The sequence below is a fragment of the Hespellia stercorisuis DSM 15480 genome (assembly GCF_900142165.1).
Taxonomy (GTDB): Bacteria; Bacillota; Clostridia; order Lachnospirales; family Lachnospiraceae; genus Hespellia; species Hespellia stercorisuis.
In genome coordinates, this window is sequence record NZ_FQZY01000064.1 from 1 (window position 1) to 22543 (window position 22543).

The window sequence follows — 22543 nt, forward strand, 5'->3', positions numbered from 1 at the left end:
TCAGACCACCTTCTTCCTTGTGTTTTATGTCTCCATTGTACTAAAAACTCAGGAAAAAAGCGAATTCACATAGATTCACCTATGGTGAAAATGACTGTGGATAAGTAATGTTTTTCAATGTTCAGTTGTTGTTAAATATATTCAAAAGCCATAGAATTTGGCTTTGAATCAGAGTTATTTGAAAGATTGAAAGAGTAATCCACAATGAATTAAATTATTCAATCACAAACAATTGGTTATCCACCAATTACCGAAATAATATCGCAAAACAGGTTTTAAAAATTCTCTGTTTTGTACAAAAATTAATTAGTTCCCCAAGGGGGTTCTGAACAGTTACGATATTTTAAGGTATATTTTTTCTGACGACTTAGAATTTCTAGGTGCACAAAAAAAATCTAATGATGGTTTATATAGATTTGATTATTGCTGTAAAATTAAGCATGGTGAGTTAAAAGAATTTTTCGATACAATACAGAAATTTTTTAATACCAAATATATTGTATTTGAGTTTAAAAATTACACAGATAAGATAACACAAAAAGAAATATATACGACAGAAAAGTACTTATATGAGAAAGCATTGAGAAAAGTTGCAGTTGTATTATCTAGAAAAGGTGCCGATGAGAATGCACAGAAAGCAGCAAGGGGATGCTTAAGGGAAAATGGAAAACTTATCATATGTTTATCTGATAATGAAGTAATTAAGCTGATTGATGAAAAAAGTAGAGCAGGGGTTCCAGGAGATATATTAGAAGGAATATTAGATAATATGTTAATGGATCTTGAAAAGTAAAAGTTTATTTTTATATAAGAGTATTAGAAACAGTATGCTCACTTATATGAAATGTGCACGCCGTTTGATACGCAGGAACACAGTAATGTTTCAAGAACACGTGTATTGTGTAAAAAGCCTTTAAAATCAAGGAGGATGGGAAAGTACTAAAGATTAATCCCCCATCTGGTGGTATGTGGCTCTGACAATTATCAATACTTTTTTGGAGAGTTATGATTTTTCCGGTAAAACGATTATTCCATTTGCTACCTCCGGCGGCAGTGGAATGGGGAAAAGCACAGACTGGATGGTTCACATGCTTGGACAGTCCGTAGGCGCGTACACTGACGCAACTCATGGAATGACGCTTTCAGCAGTATCGCTGCCTTATTATCGGTATATTATGCCCTATGGCCTGGCAAAGTTCTGTCGTTTCGCAGTGAATGTGTGGGGAGTTGATACCAATGGAAAATGTGATGAACGGATTGCTGAAGAAGGTCTTTCTAAAATGGAAGGCTGGATGAAGGAATTGGGTCTTGTAAGGAATCTTCGTGAACTGGGAGCAACAGAAGATATGCTGACCGGCATTGCAGATGGAACATTTATAATGGAAGGGGGTTACAAGGTGCTGACCCATGATGAGGTATTGGATATTCTAAAAAGCTGTTTGTAAGTATAAAAGTAGTCTTTTATCAGAAAGTGAAAAAGTACAGAACAAACATTCGAATTTGCTCTGTACTTTTATTTTGTTCTTTGGTATAATACCAACAGATGTTTTTGTGAATAACATAATGATTTTTTGATATGTTAAGAAGTAGATAACGCGTAAGATTCATAAAGGAGGAGCCTCTCGTGGATCATTTTGAATTAGTATCGGAGTACAAACCGACTGGCGATCAGCCCAAGGCAATCGCAGAACTGACAGCCGGATTCAAAGAAGGGAACCAATGTCAGACGCTGCTGGGAGTTACCGGTTCAGGGAAGACATTTACGATGGCGAATGTCATCAGGGAACTGAACCGACCGACGTTGATCATCGCACATAATAAGACGCTTGCCGGACAGCTCTATGGGGAGTTCAAAGAGTTCTTTCCCAATAATGCAGTGGAATACTTTGTCTCCTACTATGACTATTACCAACCGGAGGCATACGTACCGTCATCGGACACCTACATTGCCAAGGATTCTGCGATCAACGATGAGATCGACAAACTGCGCCACTCGGCAACAGCAGCCCTCTCAGAGCGGAGAGATGTGATTATTGTTGCAAGCGTATCCTGTATCTATGGTCTGGGTAGTCCCATCGACTATCAGGACATGGTGATCTCGCTGCGCCCGGGTATGGTGAAGGATCGGGACGACGTGATTCGCAAGCTGATTGATATTCAGTACAACCGGAATGATATGGATTTCAAGCGTGGAACATTCCGCGTGCGGGGGGATGTTCTGGAGATCTTTCCGTCCGGATCGGATGGAGCTGTGGTTCGGGTGGAATTTTTCGGTGATGAGATTGATCGGATCACCGAGTTGGATGTCCTGACGGGTGAGATCAAAAATTCCCTGAATCATATTGCAATTTTCCCGGCGTCTCACTATGTGGTATCCAGGGAGAATCTGGATCGTGCGACAAAGCAAATTGAGAAAGAACTGGAGGAACGTGTTCTGGAATTTAAGCGGCAGGACAAGCTGCTGGAGGCCCAGCGGATTGCGGAGCGGACAAATTTTGACATTGAGATGATGCGGGAGACGGGATTCTGTTCCGGGATCGAGAACTACTCACGGTATCTGTCTAATCTGGAGGCAGGGCAGCCGCCTCATACACTGATTGACTACTTCCCCGATGACCTGATGATCATGGTGGACGAGTCTCATATTACAATTCCTCAGATTGGTGGAATGTATTCCGGTGACCAGTCCAGAAAATCGACACTTGTGGACTATGGATTCCGCCTTCCTTCTGCGAAGGACAACCGACCATTGAATTTTCAGGAATTTGAATCCAAGATCGACCAGATTCTGTTTGTGTCGGCAACGCCCGGAAAGTACGAGCATGAGCACGAACTTCTGCGAACAGAGCAGGTGATCCGTCCGACAGGGCTGTTGGATCCTGAGGTGCAGGTGCGTCCGGTGGAGGGGCAGATCGATGATCTGATCGGCGAGATTAATAAAGAAGTAGAGAAGAAGAACAAGATCCTTGTCACCACGTTGACAAAGAACATGGCAGAGGATTTGACAGATTATATGCGGGAGCTTGGGATTCGCGTGAAGTATCTTCACTCGGACATCGACACACTGGAACGGTCCGAGATTATCCGTGACATGCGTCTGGATGTGTTTGATGTCCTGGTGGGAATTAATCTGTTGCGAGAGGGGCTGGATATTCCGGAGATTACCCTGATTGCTATTCTGGATGCGGACAAGGAAGGATTCCTGCGGTCTGAGACCTCTCTGATCCAGACGATTGGAAGAGCAGCGCGTAATGTGGACGGACATGTCATCATGTATGCGGATAAGATCACAGATTCCATGCGTCTTGCCATGGACGAGACAGAGCGGCGCCGTAAGATTCAGAAGGCGTATAACGAAGAGCATGGAATCACACCGCAGACAATCAAGAAGTCTGTGCGCGACCTGATTACCATTTCCAAAAAGCTTGCGGAGGAAGAGTTCCGCATGGAGAAGGATCCGGAATCCATGAGTAAAAAAGAACTGGAAAAACTGGTGAAGGATCTCGAGAAACAGATGAAGAAAGCGGCGGCAGAGCTGAACTTCGAGGCGGCGGCAGAGCTGAGAGATAAGCTGGTGGAGCTGAAAAAATATCTGAACGAAATGACAAAATAAGAGAATGGCAGATTGTAGAATAACCTTACAAAAGCTGCGTAAGGTTACGGGAAAGTAACAAAGTGGATTCAGAATATCCGCTTGACTGAAATAAAGATGAAGGAGCAGATTGGAAATGGCCGAAAAAATACGTAGCAAGCAATATATTAAGATCAGAGGAGCCAAGGAGAATAACCTCAAAAACATTGATTTGGATATTCCGAGAAATGAGTTGGTAGTACTGACCGGGTTGTCAGGATCCGGGAAGTCCTCGCTGGCATTTGATACTATTTACGCAGAAGGGCAGCGCAGATACATGGAGTCACTGTCTTCCTATGCAAGACAGTTTCTGGGACAGATGGAAAAACCGGATGTGGAAAGCATTGAAGGGCTGTCACCGGCCATTTCTATTGACCAGAAGTCGACCAATCATAATCCAAGATCCACAGTCGGCACTGTGACGGAGATCTATGATTACTTCCGTCTGCTCTATGCCCGTGTAGGGATTCCACATTGTCCACAATGCGGAAAGGTAATCGAGAAGCAGAGCGTGGATCAGATGGTGGACCGGATTATGGGACTGCCGGAGGGGAGCAGAATCCAGTTGCTGGCGCTGGTCGTGCGCGGAAAGAAGGGGCGTCACGAAAAGATTCTGGAGAGAGCGAAAAAGAGCGGTTATGTCCGTGTCAGAATCGATGGGAATCTGTATGAGCTGACGGAGGAGATTACATTAGATAAAAATATCAAGCATGACATCGAGATCATCGTTGACCGTCTGGTCGTGAAGCCGGGGATTGAAAAACGATTGACGGATTCGGTGGAGAGTGTGCTGGCACTTTCGGATGGATTGCTGCAGGTGGATGTGATTGACGGAGAGCCGATCAATTTCAGCCAGAGTTTTTCCTGCCCGGACTGCGGAATCAGTATTGAGGAGATTGAACCGAGAAGCTTTTCTTTTAACAATCCGTTTGGTGCCTGCCCGGAGTGCTTCGGACTGGGATTCAAGATGGAGTTTGACGAGGACCTGATGATTCCGGACAAAAAGCTCAGTATTGATGAGGGTGCAATCATCGTTCTGGGATGGCAGTCCTGTACAGACAAGAAGAGTTATACGCGCGCAATCCTGGATGCACTGGCCCAGGAGTATCATTTCAGTCTGGAGACACCATTTGAAAAATATCCGAAGAAGATTCACGATATTCTGATATATGGAACCAACGGCAGGACAGTGAAGGTCTATTACAAAGGGCAGCGTGGCGAAGGTGTCTACGATGTCGCTTTTGAGGGACTGATTAAGAGTGTAGAACGCCGTTACCGTGAGACCCACTCCGAGATCACGAAGGCGGAGTACGAAACCTTCATGCAGATTACGCCCTGCCGGGAATGCGGTGGACGAAGACTGAAGAAATCAGCGCTTGCGGTGACGGTTGGCGGGAAGAACATTGCGGAGCTGACAGATATATCTGTAGAAAAGCTGCAGCAGTTTCTGGAGCAGCTGGAGTTGAATAAGACTCAGCTGACAATCGGAGAGCAGGTATTAAAAGAAATTCGCGCAAGAATCCGTTTTCTGATTGATGTGGGATTGGATTATCTTACCCTGGCTCGCGCGACCGGAAGTCTGTCGGGAGGAGAGGCGCAGCGTATCCGTCTGGCGACGCAGATTGGTTCTGGTCTGGTCGGTGTGGCTTATATTCTGGATGAACCGAGTATCGGGCTTCATCAGAGAGACAACGACAAGCTGCTCGGAACATTGAAGCGTCTTCGTGATCTGGGGAACAGCGTGATCGTGGTGGAACATGATGAAGATACCATGATGGAGGCCGACTATGTGGTGGATATCGGGCCGGGAGCAGGAGAGCATGGAGGCGAGGTGGTTGCAGCCGGAACGGCACAGCAGATCATGAAATGCAAAAAATCTATTACCGGTGACTATCTGAGCGGCAGAGTCAGGATACCGGTACCGGAACAGCGGAAGAAACCGACCGGTTTTTTGAAAGTAGTGGGAGCGAAGGAAAACAATCTGAAGAATATTGATGTGAAGATCCCGCTGGGAGTAATGACCTGCGTCACGGGAGTGTCGGGGTCAGGAAAAAGTTCTCTTGTAAATGAAATAGTTTACAAAACACTGGCGAAAGAGTTGAACAGAGCGAGAACGATTCCGGGAAAGCATCGGAGAATAGAAGGCATTGACCAGCTTGATAAGGTGATTGATATCGACCAGTCGCCAATCGGGAGAACACCGAGATCAAATCCGGCAACGTATACAGGCGTGTTTGATATGATCCGAGATCTTTTTGCGGCAACTGCTGACGCGAAAGCGCGCGGCTACAAAAAAGGGCGTTTCAGCTTCAATGTGAAGGGCGGAAGATGCGAGGCCTGCGCGGGAGATGGAATCCTGAAAATTGAGATGCATTTCCTGCCGGATGTCTATGTTCCATGCGAGGTGTGCGGCGGAAAGCGCTATAATCGCGAAACGCTGGAAGTGAGGTATAAGGGAAAGAGTATTTACGATGTGCTGGATATGACGGTGGAGGAAGCACTGCGGTTTTTTGAACACATACCGACAATACGCCGCAAGATGGAAACGCTCAATGATGTGGGCCTGTCCTACATTCGTCTCGGTCAGCCGTCAACGACCCTGTCGGGCGGAGAGGCGCAGAGAATCAAGCTGGCAACGGAACTGAGCAAGCGCAGCACAGGGAAGACCGTATATATTCTGGATGAGCCGACGACAGGGCTTCATTTTGCCGATGTGCACAAGCTGACGGACATTCTGCAGAGACTGGCAGAGGACGGCAATACAGTGATTGTGATTGAGCATAATCTGGACGTGATCAAGACCGCAGACTATATCATAGACCTGGGACCGGAGGGTGGAGACAAGGGCGGCACGATCGTGGCGACCGGAACACCGGAGAAGGTTGCAGAAAATGAAAATTCATATACAGGGAAATATATAAAGGAAATCCTTAATAAAAAGTAAAATTGCAAAAAAAGTCTTTCCATTTCGGCTGTTTTCTTCTATAATATGGTGCAGGCCCAATTATAAAACAGGCCCATCATACAGGTGAAAAATACAAAAGAAGACGAAAAGTATTTATTATAGAAATAAAAGTTCGGGAAGGAGTTTTTTATGGCAGTAGATATTGGAATAGATTTAGGTACAGCAAGTGTATTGGTATACGTAAAAGGAAAAGGCGTTGTGATCAAAGAGCCGTCTGTGGTTGCTTTTGACAGAGACTCAAATGTAATTAAGGCAATCGGTGAGGAGGCGCGTCTGATGCTGGGGAGGACGCCCGGGAATATCGTGGCAGTCCGTCCGCTGAGACAGGGCGTTATCTCGGACTACACCGTGACAGAGAAGATGATCAAGTATTTTGTACAGAAGGCAATCGGCAGAAGGACCTTTAAGAAACCGCGTATCAGCATCTGCGTACCGAGCGGATGTACAGAGGTAGAGAGAAAGGCAGTTGAGGAGGCTACATTTGCAGCAGGTGCAAGAGAAGTACATTTGATCGAGGAGCCGGTTGCGGCAGCAATCGGAGCCGGAATCGACATTGCGAAGCCATGCGGAAACATGATTGTTGATATCGGCGGAGGCACTGCGGATATTGCAGTGATTTCACTTGGCGGCACCGTGGTGAATACCTCTATCAAGATCGCAGGTGATGATTTTGATGAGGCAATTGTACGTTTTATGCGTAAGAAACATAATCTTCTGATCGGAGAGCGAACCGCAGAGGATATTAAGATAAAGATTGGGACGACCTACCCGCTGGTCGAGGATGAAACGATGGAGGTCCGCGGGCGAAATCTGGTTACGGGACTGCCAAAAACGGTCATGGTGACTTCTTCAGAGACAGAAGAAGCACTGCGTGAACCATCCAGCCAGATCGTGGAGGCTGTAATCGGAGTTCTCGAGAGAACCCCGCCGGAGCTTTCAGCGGATGTTCTCGATCGGGGAATTGTGCTGACAGGCGGCGGAGCTATGCTTCGGGGACTGGAAGAGCTGATTGAGGAGAAAACCGGAATCAACACGATGACGGCAGAAGACCCGATGAAAGTTGTTGCAATCGGAACGGGACAGTTCGTTGAATTTATGAGCGGAAGAAAAGATTTTTAAAAAGACTTTTAGGAAAAATAGAAAATGTACAGCGTAAGGAAATGAGACTTTGGAAACAGTGACAGGATATGTAGAACATATCGTCTACAGAAACGAAGATAATGGATATTCCGTGTTTAACCTCTCCAATGATGAAGGAGAGGTTACTTGTGTTGGAAATTTTCATTATCTGGGAGAAGGCGAGATGCTGGAACTGACCGGAGAGTATATCAATCATAATATTTACGGCACACAGCTGAAGGTCAGCTCATCAAAAGAAAAAGAGCCGGAGGACCTGGTGTCCATCGAGCGGTATCTGGGATCGGGCGCAGTCAAGGGTCTTGGCGTTGCACTAGCCGGACGAATCGTGAGACGATTTAAAGAGGATACCTTCCGCATCATCGAGGAAGAACCGGAGCGCCTTGCCGAGGTGAAGGGAATCAGTGAGCGCAAGGCAAGAGAGATTGCAGAGCAGGTGGAAGAGAAAAAGGACATGCGTAAGGCCATGATTTTCCTTCAGAAATACGGAATTTCGACAACGCTGGCTGCAAAGATCTATAAGTATTATGGACAGAAAGTGTACCGGGTAGTGGAGGAAAATCCGTATCAGATGGCGGACCATGTGGAAGGCGTCGGATTCAAAACGGCAGATGAAATTGCATCCAGAGTGGGAATCCACACCGATTCAGATTTCCGAATCCGCAGTGGTCTGTTCTATGCACTGATGCAGAGTGTGAATCAGGGACACATTTATCTGCCCCAGAGTATTCTGCTGGCGAGAGCAAGCCAGCTGCTGGGAGTTTCGGCGGACGCGATGGAAAAGTATATTATGGATCTGGCGATGGAGAAAAAAGTGGTGTTGAAGGAAGAGAGCGACACACATGTGGTACGCGTGTATCCGGCGCATTATTATTATTTAGAATTAAACACGGCAAAGATGCTTCACGATTTGAATATTGATTGTGAGATGCCGGAGGATATGATAGAAAAAAGACTGAGATCGGTGGAGGAGCAGGAATCTCTGTCTCTGGATGAGATGCAGCACCGCGCAGTGCTGGAGTCCGTCAAACATGGACTTCTTGTGCTGACAGGAGGACCGGGAACCGGCAAGACAACGACCATCAATACCATGATCCAGTTCTTTGCTGCGGAGCATATGGATATCTTTTTGGCAGCACCTACCGGACGTGCTGCAAAGCGCATGACGGAAGCGACCGGATATGAAGCGCAGACGATTCACAGACTGCTGGAGGTCAGCGGCAATCCGGAGGAGGAAGGCAGCGCAAACGGATTTATGAGGAACCGTGAGAACCCACTGGAGGCAGATGTGATCATCATCGACGAGATGTCCATGGTGGATCTGCCGCTGATGCATGCACTGCTGTCTGCAATCATGGTCGGAACAAGGCTGATTCTTGTAGGGGATGTGGATCAGCTCCCATCGGTCGGAACAGGGAGCGTGCTGAAAGACATTATTGATTCCCGGTGTTTCCCGGTGGTGAAGCTGACGAAAATCTTTCGCCAGGCGGGGGAGAGCGACATTGTCATGAATGCTCATAAGATCAATGCAGGAGAACACATTGTTCTGAATAACAAGGGCAGGGACTTTTTCTTTTTGAAACGGCAGGAGGCGGATGTGATCATCAGTGTGATCATCACTCTGATTCAGAAAAAACTTCCCAAATATGTGAATGCGGCACCGACGGAGATTCAGGTGATGACACCCATGCGGAAAGGGCTGTTGGGGGTGGAACGGCTGAATTCCATTTTGCAGAGATATCTGAATCCGCCGGATAAGAATAAGACCGAGCGGGAAGCCGGAAACCGGATCTTCCGCGAGGGAGACAAGGTGATGCAGATTAAGAATAATTACCAGTTGGAGTGGGAAGTCTGCACGAAATTCGGACTGACTGTGGATAAAGGACTGGGGATATTCAACGGAGATATGGGAATTGTTACGGAGATCAATACATATACAGAGATCATGGAAGTAGAGTACGACGAGGGGCGGAAAGTGAAGTACCCCTTTGCCATGCTCGATGAACTGGAACTGGCGTATGCAATCACAGTTCACAAATCTCAGGGGAGCGAATATCCGGCTGTGGTGATTCCGCTGCTCCCGGGACCGAAGCTTTTATATAACCGGAACCTGCTGTACACGGCAGTTACGAGAGCAAAGAAATGTCTTACAATTGTGGGGAGTGAAGAAACATTTCAGGAGATGATACAAAACGAAAACGAGCAAAAGCGTTTTACAAGTTTAGACGAGCGTATTCGGGAATTTTAAGGCTGGTTTATCCGCCGGTCTGTCCATGCTGTGGCAGGATAGGGGCAGACGATATCTGTGAGGAATGCAGAGAAAAGATCGAATACATTCACCAGCCGCGCTGTATGAAATGTGGGAAACCGATTCGAAATGAGGAAGAAGAGTTCTGCCCGGACTGCAGAAAACGAAAATTCTCATATGAGCAGGGACGAAGTCTGTGGCTGCACAGAGAGCCGGTGAGCAGGGCGGTCTATGATTTTAAATTTCACAACAAACGGATTTACGGAGACATTTTCGCGAAGGAATGTGTACGGGTGTATTCGGGTACACTAAAGAAATGGCAAATCAAAGAAATTATACCGGTACCGCTGCACCCGGCAAAGAGAAGAAGACGTGGCTATAATCAGGCAGAGCTGCTGGCGGATGGTATCGGGAGAAGAATGGGGATACCTGTGAATGCTGAGTGCATATACCGTATTAAAAAGACAATCCCGCAGAAGAAGTTTGACGGGAGGGCCAGACGGAAAAATATAGCATCTGCATTTGCAATTGATGCGGAGTGGGAACCTGCGGGGAACGTTCTGATCGTGGATGACATATATACGACGGGAAGTACCGTAGAAGAAATTACAAAATTACTGAAAAAGAGAGGAGCGCAAAAAGTCTACTTTTTGACTATAAGCATTGGACAAGGGCTCTGAGTGTATGTTATACTAAAAACGATGTTTAAATTAGAAAAAATCGCGTTGAGGTGATAGAATGTTAAATGAAGACAGAGTACGGCTGATGACACAGATGGCGGCAAACGAAGGGGAGCTGGAGGAGGAAGATCTGAAAATCAGCAGCTATTACAGAAAGGATTATTCCAGCCTGCATACATTGATCACAGTGCTTTGGCTGACCGTAGGATATGGGATAATTGTGGGGCTGGTTGCATTGGGGAATATGGATGCGATCATGAAAAATCTGACGATTAATAAAACAATTACGCTCTGCGTGGGCGTTGTGGTGGTATATGTTGTCCTGGTGATTATATACGCGATCGCCGCAAATCAGTTTTACAAAGCAAAACACAATAAAGCGAAGCAGCGTGTAAAAAAATATTACCGTGATTTATCCCGTCTGGGAAAGCTGTATATGAAGGAGAAATAATCAATGAGTACAATACTTGTCTGGAAAGAAGAACTACAAATGTTATATGCCAAACATGCGGTATATGTCGAAAAGGCGTTAAAATTCATTTTGGGATTGGCGGTATTTGGACTGATTAATTCCAACATCGGATTTATGAAAGCAGCCGCATCCATGCTGTGCACGATAGGATTATCTGCGGTCTGTGCATTTCTGCCCTTGACGGTGATGGTGATCGCCGCATCTGTTCTGATTCTTGCTCACTTTTACGCATTGTCGCTGCCGGTTGCAGCGGTTGCGGGAGCAATTTTTCTGGTGATGTATATTTTCTATTTCCGTTTCACACCGAAAAAAGCATGGCTGGTTCTTCTTACACCGATTGCATTCGCATTTAAAATTCCTTATATTATACCGATAGCTTTTGGTCTTGTGGGAACTCCAGTCTATGCAATACCGGTAGCATGCGGTTCAATTGTGTACTACATGCTTCATTATGTAAAGGGATCGTCGGCTGCACTGAAGGGAACCAGTGCGGACAGCATGGTTAAGAACTTTACCGCTTTTGCAAAACAGGTGCTTCAGAACAAAGAGATGTGGGTGATCGTGGTGGCATTTGCTCTCTGCCTCCTTGTCGTGTATACGATTCGAACAAAGTCTGCAGATCATTCGTGGAAGGTTGCAATCGTGACCGGTGCAATCATCAATGTGATTGTGATCGTGATCGGAGATGTTACATTTGATATACATATTGCGTACGTGGGGCTGATTTTTGGAAGTATCTTTGCGATCGCACTTGGAGCAGCACTGGAGTTTTTTATCTTTACAGTAGATTATTCGAGAACAGAACGTATGCAGTTCGAGGATGATGAATACTATTATTATGTGAAGGCAGTGCCGAAGATTATGGTTCCGGCACCGGTGAAAAAAATCAAAAAAATCAACGAGCATAAAGAAACCACGACGATTGATACCGACGCGATCAGAAAAGTTGCGATGAAACAGAAGATACCTGCAGCACAGAAAGAAGCGGCATCAACGTGGAAACGTAAAAATGCGGATGAGATTTTATTCAAAAAAAGTCTGGATAAAGATCTTGGAATATCAACACAAAGCACCCCGGGAAAATCAGGAAACAGAAATACATCCCAGAATGCGGCAAACAGAAATAACGGAAACCGGACAAACAGCGCGAATGGAACGAACAATAGAGCCGGCAGAAAATAAGAGGAGTATTCTTATTTTATAGTATTTATAACAGCATGGAATATGGCAGACAGGAGGGGCAGGATGGAACAGCGTATCGCACAGTTTTTTGACAATTATATAAAAGTGATGTACTTTCCAAATGTGCATGTTACGGATGTTATTGAAATCATCATTGTTGCCTTTATAGTATATGAAATTATGCTCTGGATCAAGAACACCAAGGCGTGGATGCTATTGAAAGGAATGATTGTGCTCGGCATATTTATTTTGCTGGCGGCAATTTTCAGAATGCATACAATTTTATACCTTGCAAGGGGGTCCATCGGTGTGCTTGCAACGGGAGCGATTATCGTTTTTCAGCCGGAGCTTCGTCGCGCACTGGAGAAACTGGGCGAAAAAAATCTTTTGACCAATTTTCTCGTCTTTGACAAGGGCAAAGACAATCAGAGATTTACGAACCGGACACTGGATGCTCTGGTAGAGGCATGTTTCGAGATGGGGAAGGTGTGTACCGGTGCTCTGATTGTTGTGGAGCAGGCAATCCGACTGACAGAGTATGAGAATACAGGAATTGAGTTGGACTGTGTACTTTCGACGCAGATTCTGCTCAATATATTTGAGCACAATACACCACTGCATGACGGGGCAATTATTGTTCGGGGAAACCGGATTACTTCGGCTACATGCTATCTGCCACTGTCAGAGAACATGCAGATCAGCAAGGATCTCGGAACAAGACATCGTGCGGCACTTGGAATGAGTGAGGTGAGTGACGCGTTGATCATCGTTGTCTCAGAGGAGACAGGACAGGTATCGGTTGCGATGGGCAGACAGCTTGCGAGAAACATCACACCGGAGTACCTGGCGACCAGACTGGAACAGATTCAGTATAAAGTTCCGGATTCGAAGCGGTGGTCAAAGTGGAAAGGAAGGCAAAAAAATGAGGCATAAATTGACCGAGAACCTGGGTCTGAAGCTTATAGCTATATTTTTTGCCATGCTTTTATGGCTTGTAGTTGTAAATGTGGATGATCCCGTAGATAGTATGATTTACCGGAGCGTTCCGGTAACTGTCAAGAATGAAGAGGTTGTCACCAACAAAGGAAAAACGTATCAGATTAATGATAACACACAACTGGTCAGCGTCACGGTTAATGCAAAGCGCTCGGTTTTGTCTAAAATAACAGCCAGTGATATTATTGCAACGGCGGATATGAGTGAGATGGAATTGTCATCGCTGGTACCGATCAGTGTTGCGGTACAAGGATATGAGGGGAAGTATGTATCTGCTACATCCAGTCCGCATAATCTGCAGGTGACAATTGAAGACACAACGAAAAATTCATTCCCGCTCACAGTCAGTACGACAGGAACACTGCGTGACGGATATGTTCTGGGCGATATGAAGACAAATCCGGAGTCAATTACCATCGGAGGATCTGAATCCCTGGTGAAGCAGATTGATAAAGCAGTCGCGAAAGTGGACGTGTCTGGACTGGGAAAAGACTCTACACTGAAAGCAGAATTGATTTTATACGATGCAGAAGGAAATGTACTGGATCAGACGCTGTTGAATAATAATCTGGACGAAGAAGGCGTGACTGTGAATGTCCAGGTACTGAATACAAAGAAGCTTACGATAGCTGCAAGCGTTTCGGGAACACCGGCAGAAGGCTATGTTTATACAGGACTTACCTGTGAGCCGGAAACAGTTCAGGTGGCTGGAACACAGGAAGATCTTGCTGAACTGGATACTTTGACAATTAATCCGGATGAAATCAATCTGGATGGTCTGAGCGGAAAGCAGCAATTTGTAATTGATATATCCAAGTATCTGCCGGAAGAACTGGAGTTGGTAGATAAGACAGCCAATAATGTGATCGCCACGGTGATGGTGGAGGCAGCAGAAGCAAAGACGATAGAGCTGCCGGTGGAATCAATCAAGGTCACAAATCTTACAGATGGGCTGAAGTCACAGTTTGAAACAATGGATGATCTGACGCTTGAGTTTACCGGATCACAGGATGTGCTGGACACCCTGAACATTAAGAATGCAGCGTTTATCAATCTGAAGTCGTATACAACGGCTGGAACTTATGAGGTACCTGTTGAAGTGGAAACACCGACAGGCGTCACAATAAATGGAACACCGACAGTGAAAGTGACACTGACGAAAAAGTAGCATTAAACAATAGGAGGAAATCATGATTAAACAGACAGTAACGATTAAGAATCCGACAGGATTACATTTGAGACCGGCAGGATTATTCTGCAAGACAGCTATGATGTATAACAGCAAAATAACGTTTGAGACTAAAAATTCCATCGCTAACGCAAAAAGTGTACTGAGTGTTCTGGGGGCATGTGTAAAAAGCGGAGATGAGATTGATCTTATTTGTGACGGAGAAGATGAGGAAGCGGCCATGAAAGGTATGGTTGAAGTGATTGAGGAAGGATTAGGAGAATAGTAGAATGAGCAAAGCGACATTGGTAATTATGGCGGCTGGTATTGGAAGTAGATTTGGCGGAGGAATCAAACAGCTGGAACCGGTAGGTCCAAATGGTGAGATCATTATGGATTATTCTATCTATGATGCAATGGAAGCTGGATTTGATAAAGTTGTATTTGTAATCCGCAGGGATCTGGAGAAAGATTTTAAGGAAGTAATTGGGAACCGGATAGAGAAAGTTATTGATGTGGCGTATGCATATCAGGAACTGAATGATATTCCGGCAGATTATCAGAAAAAATTTGAAGGGCGCACGAAACCGTGGGGAACGGGACAGGCGATCCTCTGCTGTAAAGACGTTGTGGATGCACCATTCCTGGTTATTAATGCAGATGACTATTATGGAAAAGAAGCATTTGTGGAAGGGTATCGCTATCTGACTTCTTCCCACGAAAACGTGAAAAAAGAAATCTGCATGATCGGATTCGTGCTTAAGAATACTTTGAGTGAGAACGGCGGAGTGACCCGCGGTGTATGCAGCGTAGACGAAGCGGGAATGCTCGCGGATATCGTGGAGACACCGAATATTGTAAAGACAGAAAATGGTGCGGTCGTGGAAACTGAGGCCGGATCAAAGCCAATCAATGTAGAATCGCCGGTATCCATGAATATGTGGGGACTGCAGCCGGATTTCTTTGAAATTCTGGAGAACGGATTCACAGAGTTTCTGAGTGGTGTAGAGGAAGGCAATTTGAAAGCGGAATATCTGCTGCCAACGATTATCGGCGGCCTGTTGGAAGAAGGAAAGCTTGGAGTAAGAGTTCTCAAATCAAATGATAAGTGGTTTGGGGTTACTTACAAAGAAGATAAAGAAGCAGTTGTAGGTGCGGTTCGCGGACTTGTGGATGCGGGCGTGTATCCGTCTGTGCTGTATAAATAAGAGAAGCGTGGATGTCGCTGAAAAAAGAGTGGGGAAATCCTTTGAACAGGGGTTTTTTCCACTTTTTGACTTTGTTGAAAATGCAGGCACATTGTGCTATCATGACTTTAGATGTTTCAAAAACAAAAGATGCGTTGCGGAGTAGAATACAAAGGAGAGTGGAGTATGAAAAAACGAAGTAAGAGGCTGGCGGCTTTCATGGCAGTGATGCTGTTATGCACATCTATGGGCACAAATGTGTCTGCAGTTGAAGGGGAGAATCCAATCAGCCAGACAACAGTGACAAAAGAGGCGGGGCAAAACGTCGGGAGCAGTGTGAAAACACAGTCGGAAGAAGAGCAGAGCAGTATAAATGAAGAAACGGATGCCCCGGGAAAATCAGAAGTGTCAGATGATCAGAACGGCCAGACGGATCAGAGCGGTCAGACGGATCAGAACGGTCAGACGGATCAGAACGGTCAGACAGATCAGAGCGGCCAGCCAGACCAGAGTGGTCAAACAGATCAGAGCGGCCAAGAAGGTCAGAACGATCAGGAAATGGCTTCGGGGACTGGGACAGAAGAAAATGTATCAGAGAAGACAGACACCACGAAAGCAGAGCAGGCAATGCCAGAAGAAGAGAACAGCGCATCGCAGAGTTCTGAGGCCGAAAAAGAGATTGCGTATATATATGTAGATGAGCAGATGGTCAATATTCCGGAAACACAGAATATTATGGTTGCCTTCTCGGATGAAGGGATAGAACTGGAGTCTGCCAGATTAAGCATGGTATCTGAGCGCACAGGCCAGACTTATGAGATGGATGCAGAACAGATCTGTGACAATACAGCGCTGTTTACCAGGGAATACCCGGAAGGTTCGGATGAAGACAGCTATCAACTGACCGGTATTACATATAAGCTGACCGGCATACAGGAGGAGATAACGACACAGTTTAACAGTCAGGAGCTGCAGGCTGGATTTCAGGTGACAGCGGAGCCTGAAACAGAAGAAAAGGCAGCGGCTGATCAGGCAGAGGATGTTCCAGAAGTGACGGCGTATTCAATTGATGGCGATGGAAATGCGGTCGAATTATCTGGGGATACGGCGGACATTGAAGATGTGGTGAAAAGCACTGTGCAGGAAGCGGGTGCAGGAGAAGCGGATCCGGGAGAAACGGATACAGGAGAAGTGGACACGGATGCGGAAATCTCTGTGAATGCGCTTGATGATGTTGGTGCAGGAACCGCGCGGAGCAATACAGTGGTGGCGATCTGTGCCGGACATGATGCCACACATACGGGCGCTGCGGCGTATGGATTGCATGAAGAACAGCTTACTTTGAAGGTTGCAAACTACTGCAAGCAGGAATTGGAAAAGTACGCAGGGATATCCGTCTATATGGTGCGTCCTTCGGAGGCGTGCTCTTATCCTGGATCGACAGTCGGTGATTGCCTGAATCAGAGGGTGATCTCCGCCGCGCAGCACGGGGCAAGTATTTTTGTAGACCTTCACTTCAATGCCGGCGGAGGCGGAGGCGCAACCGGTGCGGAGGTGTATTATCCGAATAAAAGCTATAATTCTGACATCAGCCAGCAGGGAAAAGACATGGCGGAAAAAATTCTTCAGCAGCTGGAAGCACTTGGTCTGCAGAACAGAGGTGCGAAAATCAGGAACTGCACAACTGGCGAGACAGATTCAAATGGGAATCTGGATGACTACTACCTGACAAATCGTTTGAGCAAGGAGTATGGTATGACGGGGCTGATTGTTGAGCATGCGTTTATCGACAGCGCGAATGATGCGGAAAGGCTGAAACAGGAAAGCTTTTTAAAACAGCTCGGTGTTGCTGATGCAAAGGGAATCTATGCATCCATTCAGAAGAATGTTACGGTTCCCACTGTCTCATCCGTTACATCGTCACACGAGAATGATTTTTCTAAAACATTTCGCGTGAAGCTTTCAGGAGTATCGCCAGTCTACAATGTGAGCAAGATATATATACCGACCTGGAGCGCGACGAACGGACAGGACGATATCGTGTGGTATCAGCCGAAATATGCAGGAAACGGAGTGTACTATATTGATATTAAGCTTTCCAACCATAACAATAACACGGGAGAATACTATTCACATGTTTATATAACAGATATGAGTGGACAGCAGCGCATGGCTGGAAGTGTGACAACGAATATGCGGGGCTCCTCGGCAACAGTAAAAGCCGCGAAGACAACCTCCAGTGAGAAGCAGTTCAAGCTGACAACTACGATCAAAAGGAGTCCTTCACAGTTAAAGGGAGTAAAGATTGCTGTTTGGAGCGATGCAGGCGATCAGGATGATCTGATCTGGTATGATGCAAAAAAAGGCAGTGACGGGAAGTGGAGTGTGACGGCTAACATCAGCAGACACAAGACGACCGGGCGGTATCAGGTCCATGCTTACGCCGTGATCGGCAGCAAAAAGAGCATGGTCTTCATGAATAAAACAACATTTAATGTGACGCCGTCAAGTGCGTCCATAACCGTGAGCAATTATGTGAAAAACTCCGGGACATTTCTTGTGAAGATTAATAAAATTGTGTGTCCGTCAGGCGTATCAAAGGTATATGTTCCGGTCTGGTGCGCACAGGATCAGAGTGACATCAAATGGTATACTGCAGCAAAACAAAAGGACGGCAGTTACCAGGTGAAGGTCGATATGAAAAATCATGGATATGCAGTCGGGAAGTATAAAATCCACGTTTACATCGCTTCGGGCAATGGGATACAGCAGAATGTCGGGGCGAAAACACAGAGCGTGCAGCAGCCGAATGTGATAATCTCAGGAGGAGACAGCGCAAAAACAGAAAAAACGTTTTGGCTGAAAGCGAGCAATGTGAACAAGCTTGGTACGGTCAAAGCAGTTTCCTTTGCAGTCTGGAGTGAAGAAAAGGGACAGGATGATCTGGTCTGGTATAACGGAACCAGCCAGTCTGACGGAACGTGGAGAACGTCTGTAAACATTTCAAGGCACAAGAGTGTCGGGAAATACAATGTGCACGTCTACGCCACCAAATCGGATGGAACACAGCAGAATATCGGCACAAAGACATTTACCGTATCGAAACCGACCGCAACTGTAAAGACAAGCGGATACAGCAGTTCCACCGGGAAATTTAATGTTACGGTATCCAATATTGTCTCAAAATCCGGCGTGAGCAAGGTACAGGTTCCGGTCTGGTCTACAAAAAATCAGAGTGATATTAAATGGTATACGGCTTCCAAACAGTCAAACGGGACATACAAAGTCACGGTGGATCCGAAAAATCACAACAATAATACCGGGACATATCAGGTACATGTATATGTAACTGCCGGAAACGGATGCAGGAGTTTTGTTGGGAGCAAGACACAGAGCGTAAAACCGACAACAAATTATACCATTATGGGAAGTACGACAACGACGGTGGCGCAGATGGTAAAATATTTTCAGGCATCAGGGGCAAAGTATCCGGCAGCAGCGTTGTCGGCCGGCGGCGCAGGGGATATCACAACCTTCTGTCAGATGTATTACGATGAGGCAAAGGCGGAAGGGGTCCGGGCGGAAGTCGCATTCTGTCAGGCTATGACCGAGACGGGATGGCTGAGGTTCGGCGGACAGGTGAAGATCAGCCAATACAATTTCGCGGGTCTCGGAGCAACAGACGGAGGAGCGGCTGGAGCATCCTTTGCGAATGTCAGAACAGGAATCCGGGCTCAGATCCAGCATCTGAAGGCATACGGATCCAACAAGGCACTGAAGAGAGCATGTGTAGATCCGCGCTTTAGTCTGGTGACAAGAAACTGCGCACCGTATGTGCAGTGGCTCGGTATTCAGGAGAATCCACAGGGACGGGGCTGGGCGACAGCAAAAGGATATGGTTATACGATTGTGGGAATGATCGGAGTATTGAAGACAAAATAAGAATATGAATGAGGACTATCAAATGGAAAAGAAAGAAAGTGGGAAACAGTTACAGGAATTGACAAAAGATATCAAAGGGTTTCTATCGTATTTGGAGCAGAACCGGCTGCTGCTTATCTGTGTGGGGTTCTTCACACTGCTGGCTTACGGCGGCAAATTGTTCCATCAGGATATACTCATGGATACGGCCGTTCTTGCGTGTGATCCCGACTCTCTTTTGACACAGTGGATCAGCATAGGACGATTCGGCCTGGTGGTAACGAAAAAAATCTTCGGGTTAGTGCCCTATTGCGATTATATTGCGGCATTTTTAATGGTCTGCGGTATATATTTCTTCTCGCTGGTCTGGAGTTACATTCTGACTGTGGCCGCAACTGGAAGACACGGGAAGAGTATTACCAGTTGTATTTTCCCAGTGATCTTTCTCACATCACCCCTGTTTGCGGAGCAATTTGTATATATGCTGCAGAGCTGTGAAATTGCATTCCTGATGGCAGTGTGCGCGGTGTCTGTGGGAGCGATAACTAAATGGATCTGCAAACCGGACTGTTGGATATATCTGGTACTGGGAATGGTCTGCATGGTCTGGAATATGGCATCGTATCAGGCATTTATCAATATTTATATATCGGCAGTGCTTGCCGTGTATATTCTGCTGTATGTCGGACATGTGAGAGGAACACGGCAGTATGACCGGAAGTTTTTCCGGATGGCAGTGGTGAAGTACCTGGTCACTTTTGTCAGCGGATTCGCAGTATATTTCGTGCTGAATAAAATCATAAGAAAAATATACTGTGCGACCACATATCTGGATGAGAAGATCCTGTGGCGGAGCGAGGACGTAAAAACATGTATTGCAAATATAAAAAATTATATAAAGCTTGCTATCTTGGGAGAAGATATCTTTTACAGTAAATGGTTTCTCGTAATGGTAGTGATGGCGGTGGTATGCATTGCATTTGTGGTCGTGAAGTATAAAAAGTCAAATACATTGTTATTCCTTATGGCGTTTGTGGCACTCGTGATCTCCCCGTTCCTGCTTTCTGTGTATCTGGGGGATGCATTGAGCCCGAGGATGCAGTTCAGTTACCAGTTCACAACAGCATTTTTGCTTTATTTTATGGTCTGGCTGGTCGACAGGCAATGGATCAGATATGCAGGAGTAATGATCGCATTTGTGATCGCCTTTCAACAGGGCTGTGTGACAGCAAGGCTGTTTGCACTGGAAAACAGGAAGTATGAGCAGGACTTAAATATGGCTTATAAGATCGAAACAAGGGTAGAAAATCTGGGGTACGGAGAAGTGCCGGAATATCCGGTTGTCTTTGTGGGAAACCATGGACCATATGCTGCTACGGCCGTCAATGAAAGTGTGATCGGAATCTCGTGGTTCCAATATGGCGGACAGGGCCAGCTGGCCACCTATCTGTTCCAGTATCTGGGATACCCATATATTTTTCCGACGGAAGAAGAGTCGGAGAAGGCGGCAGAATTAGCCGGGAAAATGGAATGCTGGCCGGATGAAGACTCTGTAAAATATCAGGATGGATTAATTATTGTAAAACTCAATGATGTCCAGTGACGGGAGACAATGTTAAATTCAAAATAAATAGGGGGGTTGCCTGTTGAATTGACATGATGTAGAATAGATGGGAATAAAAAACGGGGAGAATAGATAAATGGATAAAATAGCAGTATTGGTGCCTTGCTACAACGAGAGCAGGACCGTGGAGAAAGTGATAACGGACTGGAAAAGAGAATTACCGGAAGCCGTTATTTATGTATATGACAATAATTCTACAGATGATACGACACAGATTGCAGAGCGGGCGGGAGCCGTTGTGCGACATGAATATCAGCAGGGCAAGGGCAATGTGATCCGGCGGATGTTTCGCGAGATCGATGCAGAATGTTATATTATGATAGATGGAGATGACACCTATCCGGCAGAATACGGGAAGGAGATGGTCGCAAGCGTTTTGGAGAGACAGGTGGACATGGTGGTCGGTGACCGTCTGTCTTCCACCTATTTTGAGGAAAACAAAAGACCGTTTCACAATTGGGGAAACAGTTTGGTGCGGGGGACGATCAACCGTCTGTTTAAGAGCAACATCAGAGATATCATGACGGGCTACAGAGCATTCAGCTATCAGTTTGTAAAAAGTTTTCCGGTTTTGTCAAAAGGATTTGAGATTGAGACAGAAATGAGCATTCATGCAATTGATAAAAACATGCTGGTGGAGAATGTGATCATTGAATACCGCGACAGACCGGAGGGAAGTGAATCAAAATTAAATACATATTCGGATGGTTTTAAAGTGTTAAAAACGATCGGAAGACTGTATAAAAATTATAAGCCGATGAGTTTCTTTGGAGTGATTTCACTGCTCCTGTGTATCTGCGCTGTGATTTTGTTTGTGCCGGTGCTGGCAGCTTACATGAAAACCGGACTCGTACTGCGTTTCCCGACACTCATTGTGAGTGGCTTTATGTTCATTGTCTCGATTCAGTCCCTGTTTACCGGATTGATCCTCTCGACACTTGTGGAAAAGAACAGGCAGGATTTTGAGGCAAAATTATGTATGATCGAGATGATCCGGGGAAAAGAAGAATAAAAAGCAGTATAAGAAGCAGAAATACAGCGTTGAGGAATAAAAACTTTTCGCAATAAAATAACCAGAATCTAAGCAGGAGTACCTCTTGTGCGGTAAAATATAAGTAACAAATTTTTCGCACAGGAGGTTTTTACGAATGACAAAGAAAGAAAAACGTGAACGAAAGAAACAGGACCGTGGAATAGTTGATTTTATGATGGTTGCAAATCATTTCTTTCATTATTTGTAACTGTTCAGAACCCCCTTGGGGAACTAATTAATTTTTGTACAAAACAGAGAATTTTTAAAACCTGTTTTGCGATATTATTTCGGTAATTGGT

Annotated in this window: 16 protein-coding genes; all 16 read left to right on the forward strand. The window is 45.7% G+C overall.

The annotated features are described in order from the left end of the window. The first annotated feature begins 580 nt into the window (after window positions 1–580). On the forward strand, window positions 581–793 hold the full coding sequence (locus BUB85_RS16590; RefSeq protein WP_073112554.1) for a hypothetical protein: 213 nt from the start codon (window positions 581–583) through the stop codon (window positions 791–793). 163 nt (window positions 794–956) lie between these two features. Continuing rightward, the gene (locus BUB85_RS22105; protein WP_084534095.1) at window positions 957–1445 is read left to right on the forward strand and encodes a flavodoxin; all 489 of its coding nucleotides are present in this window, start codon (window positions 957–959) and stop codon (window positions 1443–1445) included. Between the two features lie 179 nt (window positions 1446–1624). Beyond that, the gene (gene uvrB, locus BUB85_RS16600; protein WP_073112558.1) at window positions 1625–3613 is read left to right on the forward strand and encodes an excinuclease ABC subunit UvrB; all 1989 of its coding nucleotides are present in this window, start codon (window positions 1625–1627) and stop codon (window positions 3611–3613) included. A 115-nt stretch (window positions 3614–3728) separates the two neighbouring features. Next, window positions 3729–6575, forward strand: coding sequence for an excinuclease ABC subunit UvrA (uvrA, locus tag BUB85_RS16605; RefSeq protein WP_073112560.1), 2847 nt, complete (start codon window positions 3729–3731; stop codon window positions 6573–6575). 150 nt (window positions 6576–6725) lie between these two features. Continuing rightward, a complete protein-coding gene (mreB, locus tag BUB85_RS16610; protein ID WP_073112562.1) occupies window positions 6726–7715 on the forward strand; it encodes a rod shape-determining protein in 990 nt (329 codons plus the stop codon). Window positions 7716–7764: 49 nt separating this feature from the next. Continuing rightward, window positions 7765–9981 carry an SF1B family DNA helicase RecD2 gene (gene recD2, locus BUB85_RS16615; RefSeq protein WP_073112564.1) on the forward strand — a complete coding sequence of 739 codons (2217 nt, stop codon included), beginning with the start codon at window positions 7765–7767 and terminating at the stop codon, window positions 9979–9981. A gap of 53 nt (window positions 9982–10034) precedes the next feature. Next, the gene (locus BUB85_RS16620) at window positions 10035–10661 is read left to right on the forward strand and encodes a ComF family protein (RefSeq protein WP_242945465.1); all 627 of its coding nucleotides are present in this window, start codon (window positions 10035–10037) and stop codon (window positions 10659–10661) included. A 58-nt stretch (window positions 10662–10719) separates the two neighbouring features. Continuing rightward, on the forward strand, window positions 10720–11112 hold the full coding sequence (locus BUB85_RS16625) for a hypothetical protein (RefSeq protein WP_073112568.1): 393 nt from the start codon (window positions 10720–10722) through the stop codon (window positions 11110–11112). A 3-nt stretch (window positions 11113–11115) separates the two neighbouring features. Continuing rightward, complete coding sequence (locus tag BUB85_RS16630; RefSeq protein WP_073112570.1) at window positions 11116–12315, forward strand: hypothetical protein; 1200 nt, start codon at window positions 11116–11118, stop codon at window positions 12313–12315. A 63-nt stretch (window positions 12316–12378) separates the two neighbouring features. Further along, on the forward strand, window positions 12379–13248 hold the full coding sequence (gene cdaA / locus BUB85_RS16635) for a diadenylate cyclase CdaA (protein ID WP_073112572.1): 870 nt from the start codon (window positions 12379–12381) through the stop codon (window positions 13246–13248). Continuing rightward, window positions 13238–14479, forward strand: a complete 1242-nt coding sequence (locus tag BUB85_RS16640) for a CdaR family protein (protein ID WP_073112574.1) — start codon at window positions 13238–13240, stop codon at window positions 14477–14479. Before cdaA ends, BUB85_RS16640 begins: the two co-directional genes overlap by 11 nt. A gap of 22 nt (window positions 14480–14501) precedes the next feature. Next, window positions 14502–14765 carry an HPr family phosphocarrier protein gene (locus BUB85_RS16645; protein ID WP_073112576.1) on the forward strand — a complete coding sequence of 88 codons (264 nt, stop codon included), beginning with the start codon at window positions 14502–14504 and terminating at the stop codon, window positions 14763–14765. Window positions 14766–14769: 4 nt separating this feature from the next. After that, window positions 14770–15687 carry a nucleotidyltransferase family protein gene (locus BUB85_RS16650; RefSeq protein WP_073112578.1) on the forward strand — a complete coding sequence of 306 codons (918 nt, stop codon included), beginning with the start codon at window positions 14770–14772 and terminating at the stop codon, window positions 15685–15687. Window positions 15688–15852: 165 nt separating this feature from the next. Next, window positions 15853–19608: a GBS Bsp-like repeat-containing protein gene (locus tag BUB85_RS16655; RefSeq protein WP_073112580.1), complete on the forward strand. Its 3756-nt coding sequence runs from the start codon at window positions 15853–15855 to the stop codon at window positions 19606–19608. A 22-nt stretch (window positions 19609–19630) separates the two neighbouring features. Beyond that, the gene (locus tag BUB85_RS16660) at window positions 19631–21190 is read left to right on the forward strand and encodes a glucosyltransferase domain-containing protein (RefSeq protein WP_073112582.1); all 1560 of its coding nucleotides are present in this window, start codon (window positions 19631–19633) and stop codon (window positions 21188–21190) included. Window positions 21191–21287: 97 nt separating this feature from the next. Beyond that, window positions 21288–22223, forward strand: coding sequence for a glycosyltransferase family 2 protein (locus BUB85_RS16665; RefSeq protein WP_073112584.1), 936 nt, complete (start codon window positions 21288–21290; stop codon window positions 22221–22223). The last annotated feature ends 320 nt before the right edge of the window (window positions 22224–22543 follow it).

What these genes read in the sequence shown, in the direction of transcription:
- uvrA (WP_073112560.1), top strand. Translation starts at nt 3,729, where the DNA reads ATGGCCGAAAAAATACGTAGCAAGCAATATATTAAGATCAGAGGAGCC.
- mreB (WP_073112562.1), top strand. Translation starts at nt 6,726, where the DNA reads ATGGCAGTAGATATTGGAATAGATTTAGGTACAGCAAGTGTATTGGTA.
- BUB85_RS16625 (WP_073112568.1), top strand. Translation starts at nt 10,720, where the DNA reads ATGTTAAATGAAGACAGAGTACGGCTGATGACACAGATGGCGGCAAAC.
- BUB85_RS16630 (WP_073112570.1), top strand. Translation starts at nt 11,116, where the DNA reads ATGAGTACAATACTTGTCTGGAAAGAAGAACTACAAATGTTATATGCC.
- cdaA (WP_073112572.1), top strand. Translation starts at nt 12,379, where the DNA reads ATGGAACAGCGTATCGCACAGTTTTTTGACAATTATATAAAAGTGATG.
- BUB85_RS16640 (WP_073112574.1), top strand. Translation starts at nt 13,238, where the DNA reads ATGAGGCATAAATTGACCGAGAACCTGGGTCTGAAGCTTATAGCTATA.
- BUB85_RS16645 (WP_073112576.1), top strand. Translation starts at nt 14,502, where the DNA reads ATGATTAAACAGACAGTAACGATTAAGAATCCGACAGGATTACATTTG.
- BUB85_RS16650 (WP_073112578.1), top strand. Translation starts at nt 14,770, where the DNA reads ATGAGCAAAGCGACATTGGTAATTATGGCGGCTGGTATTGGAAGTAGA.
- BUB85_RS16655 (WP_073112580.1), top strand. Translation starts at nt 15,853, where the DNA reads ATGAAAAAACGAAGTAAGAGGCTGGCGGCTTTCATGGCAGTGATGCTG.
- BUB85_RS16660 (WP_073112582.1), top strand. Translation starts at nt 19,631, where the DNA reads ATGGAAAAGAAAGAAAGTGGGAAACAGTTACAGGAATTGACAAAAGAT.
- BUB85_RS16665 (WP_073112584.1), top strand. Translation starts at nt 21,288, where the DNA reads ATGGATAAAATAGCAGTATTGGTGCCTTGCTACAACGAGAGCAGGACC.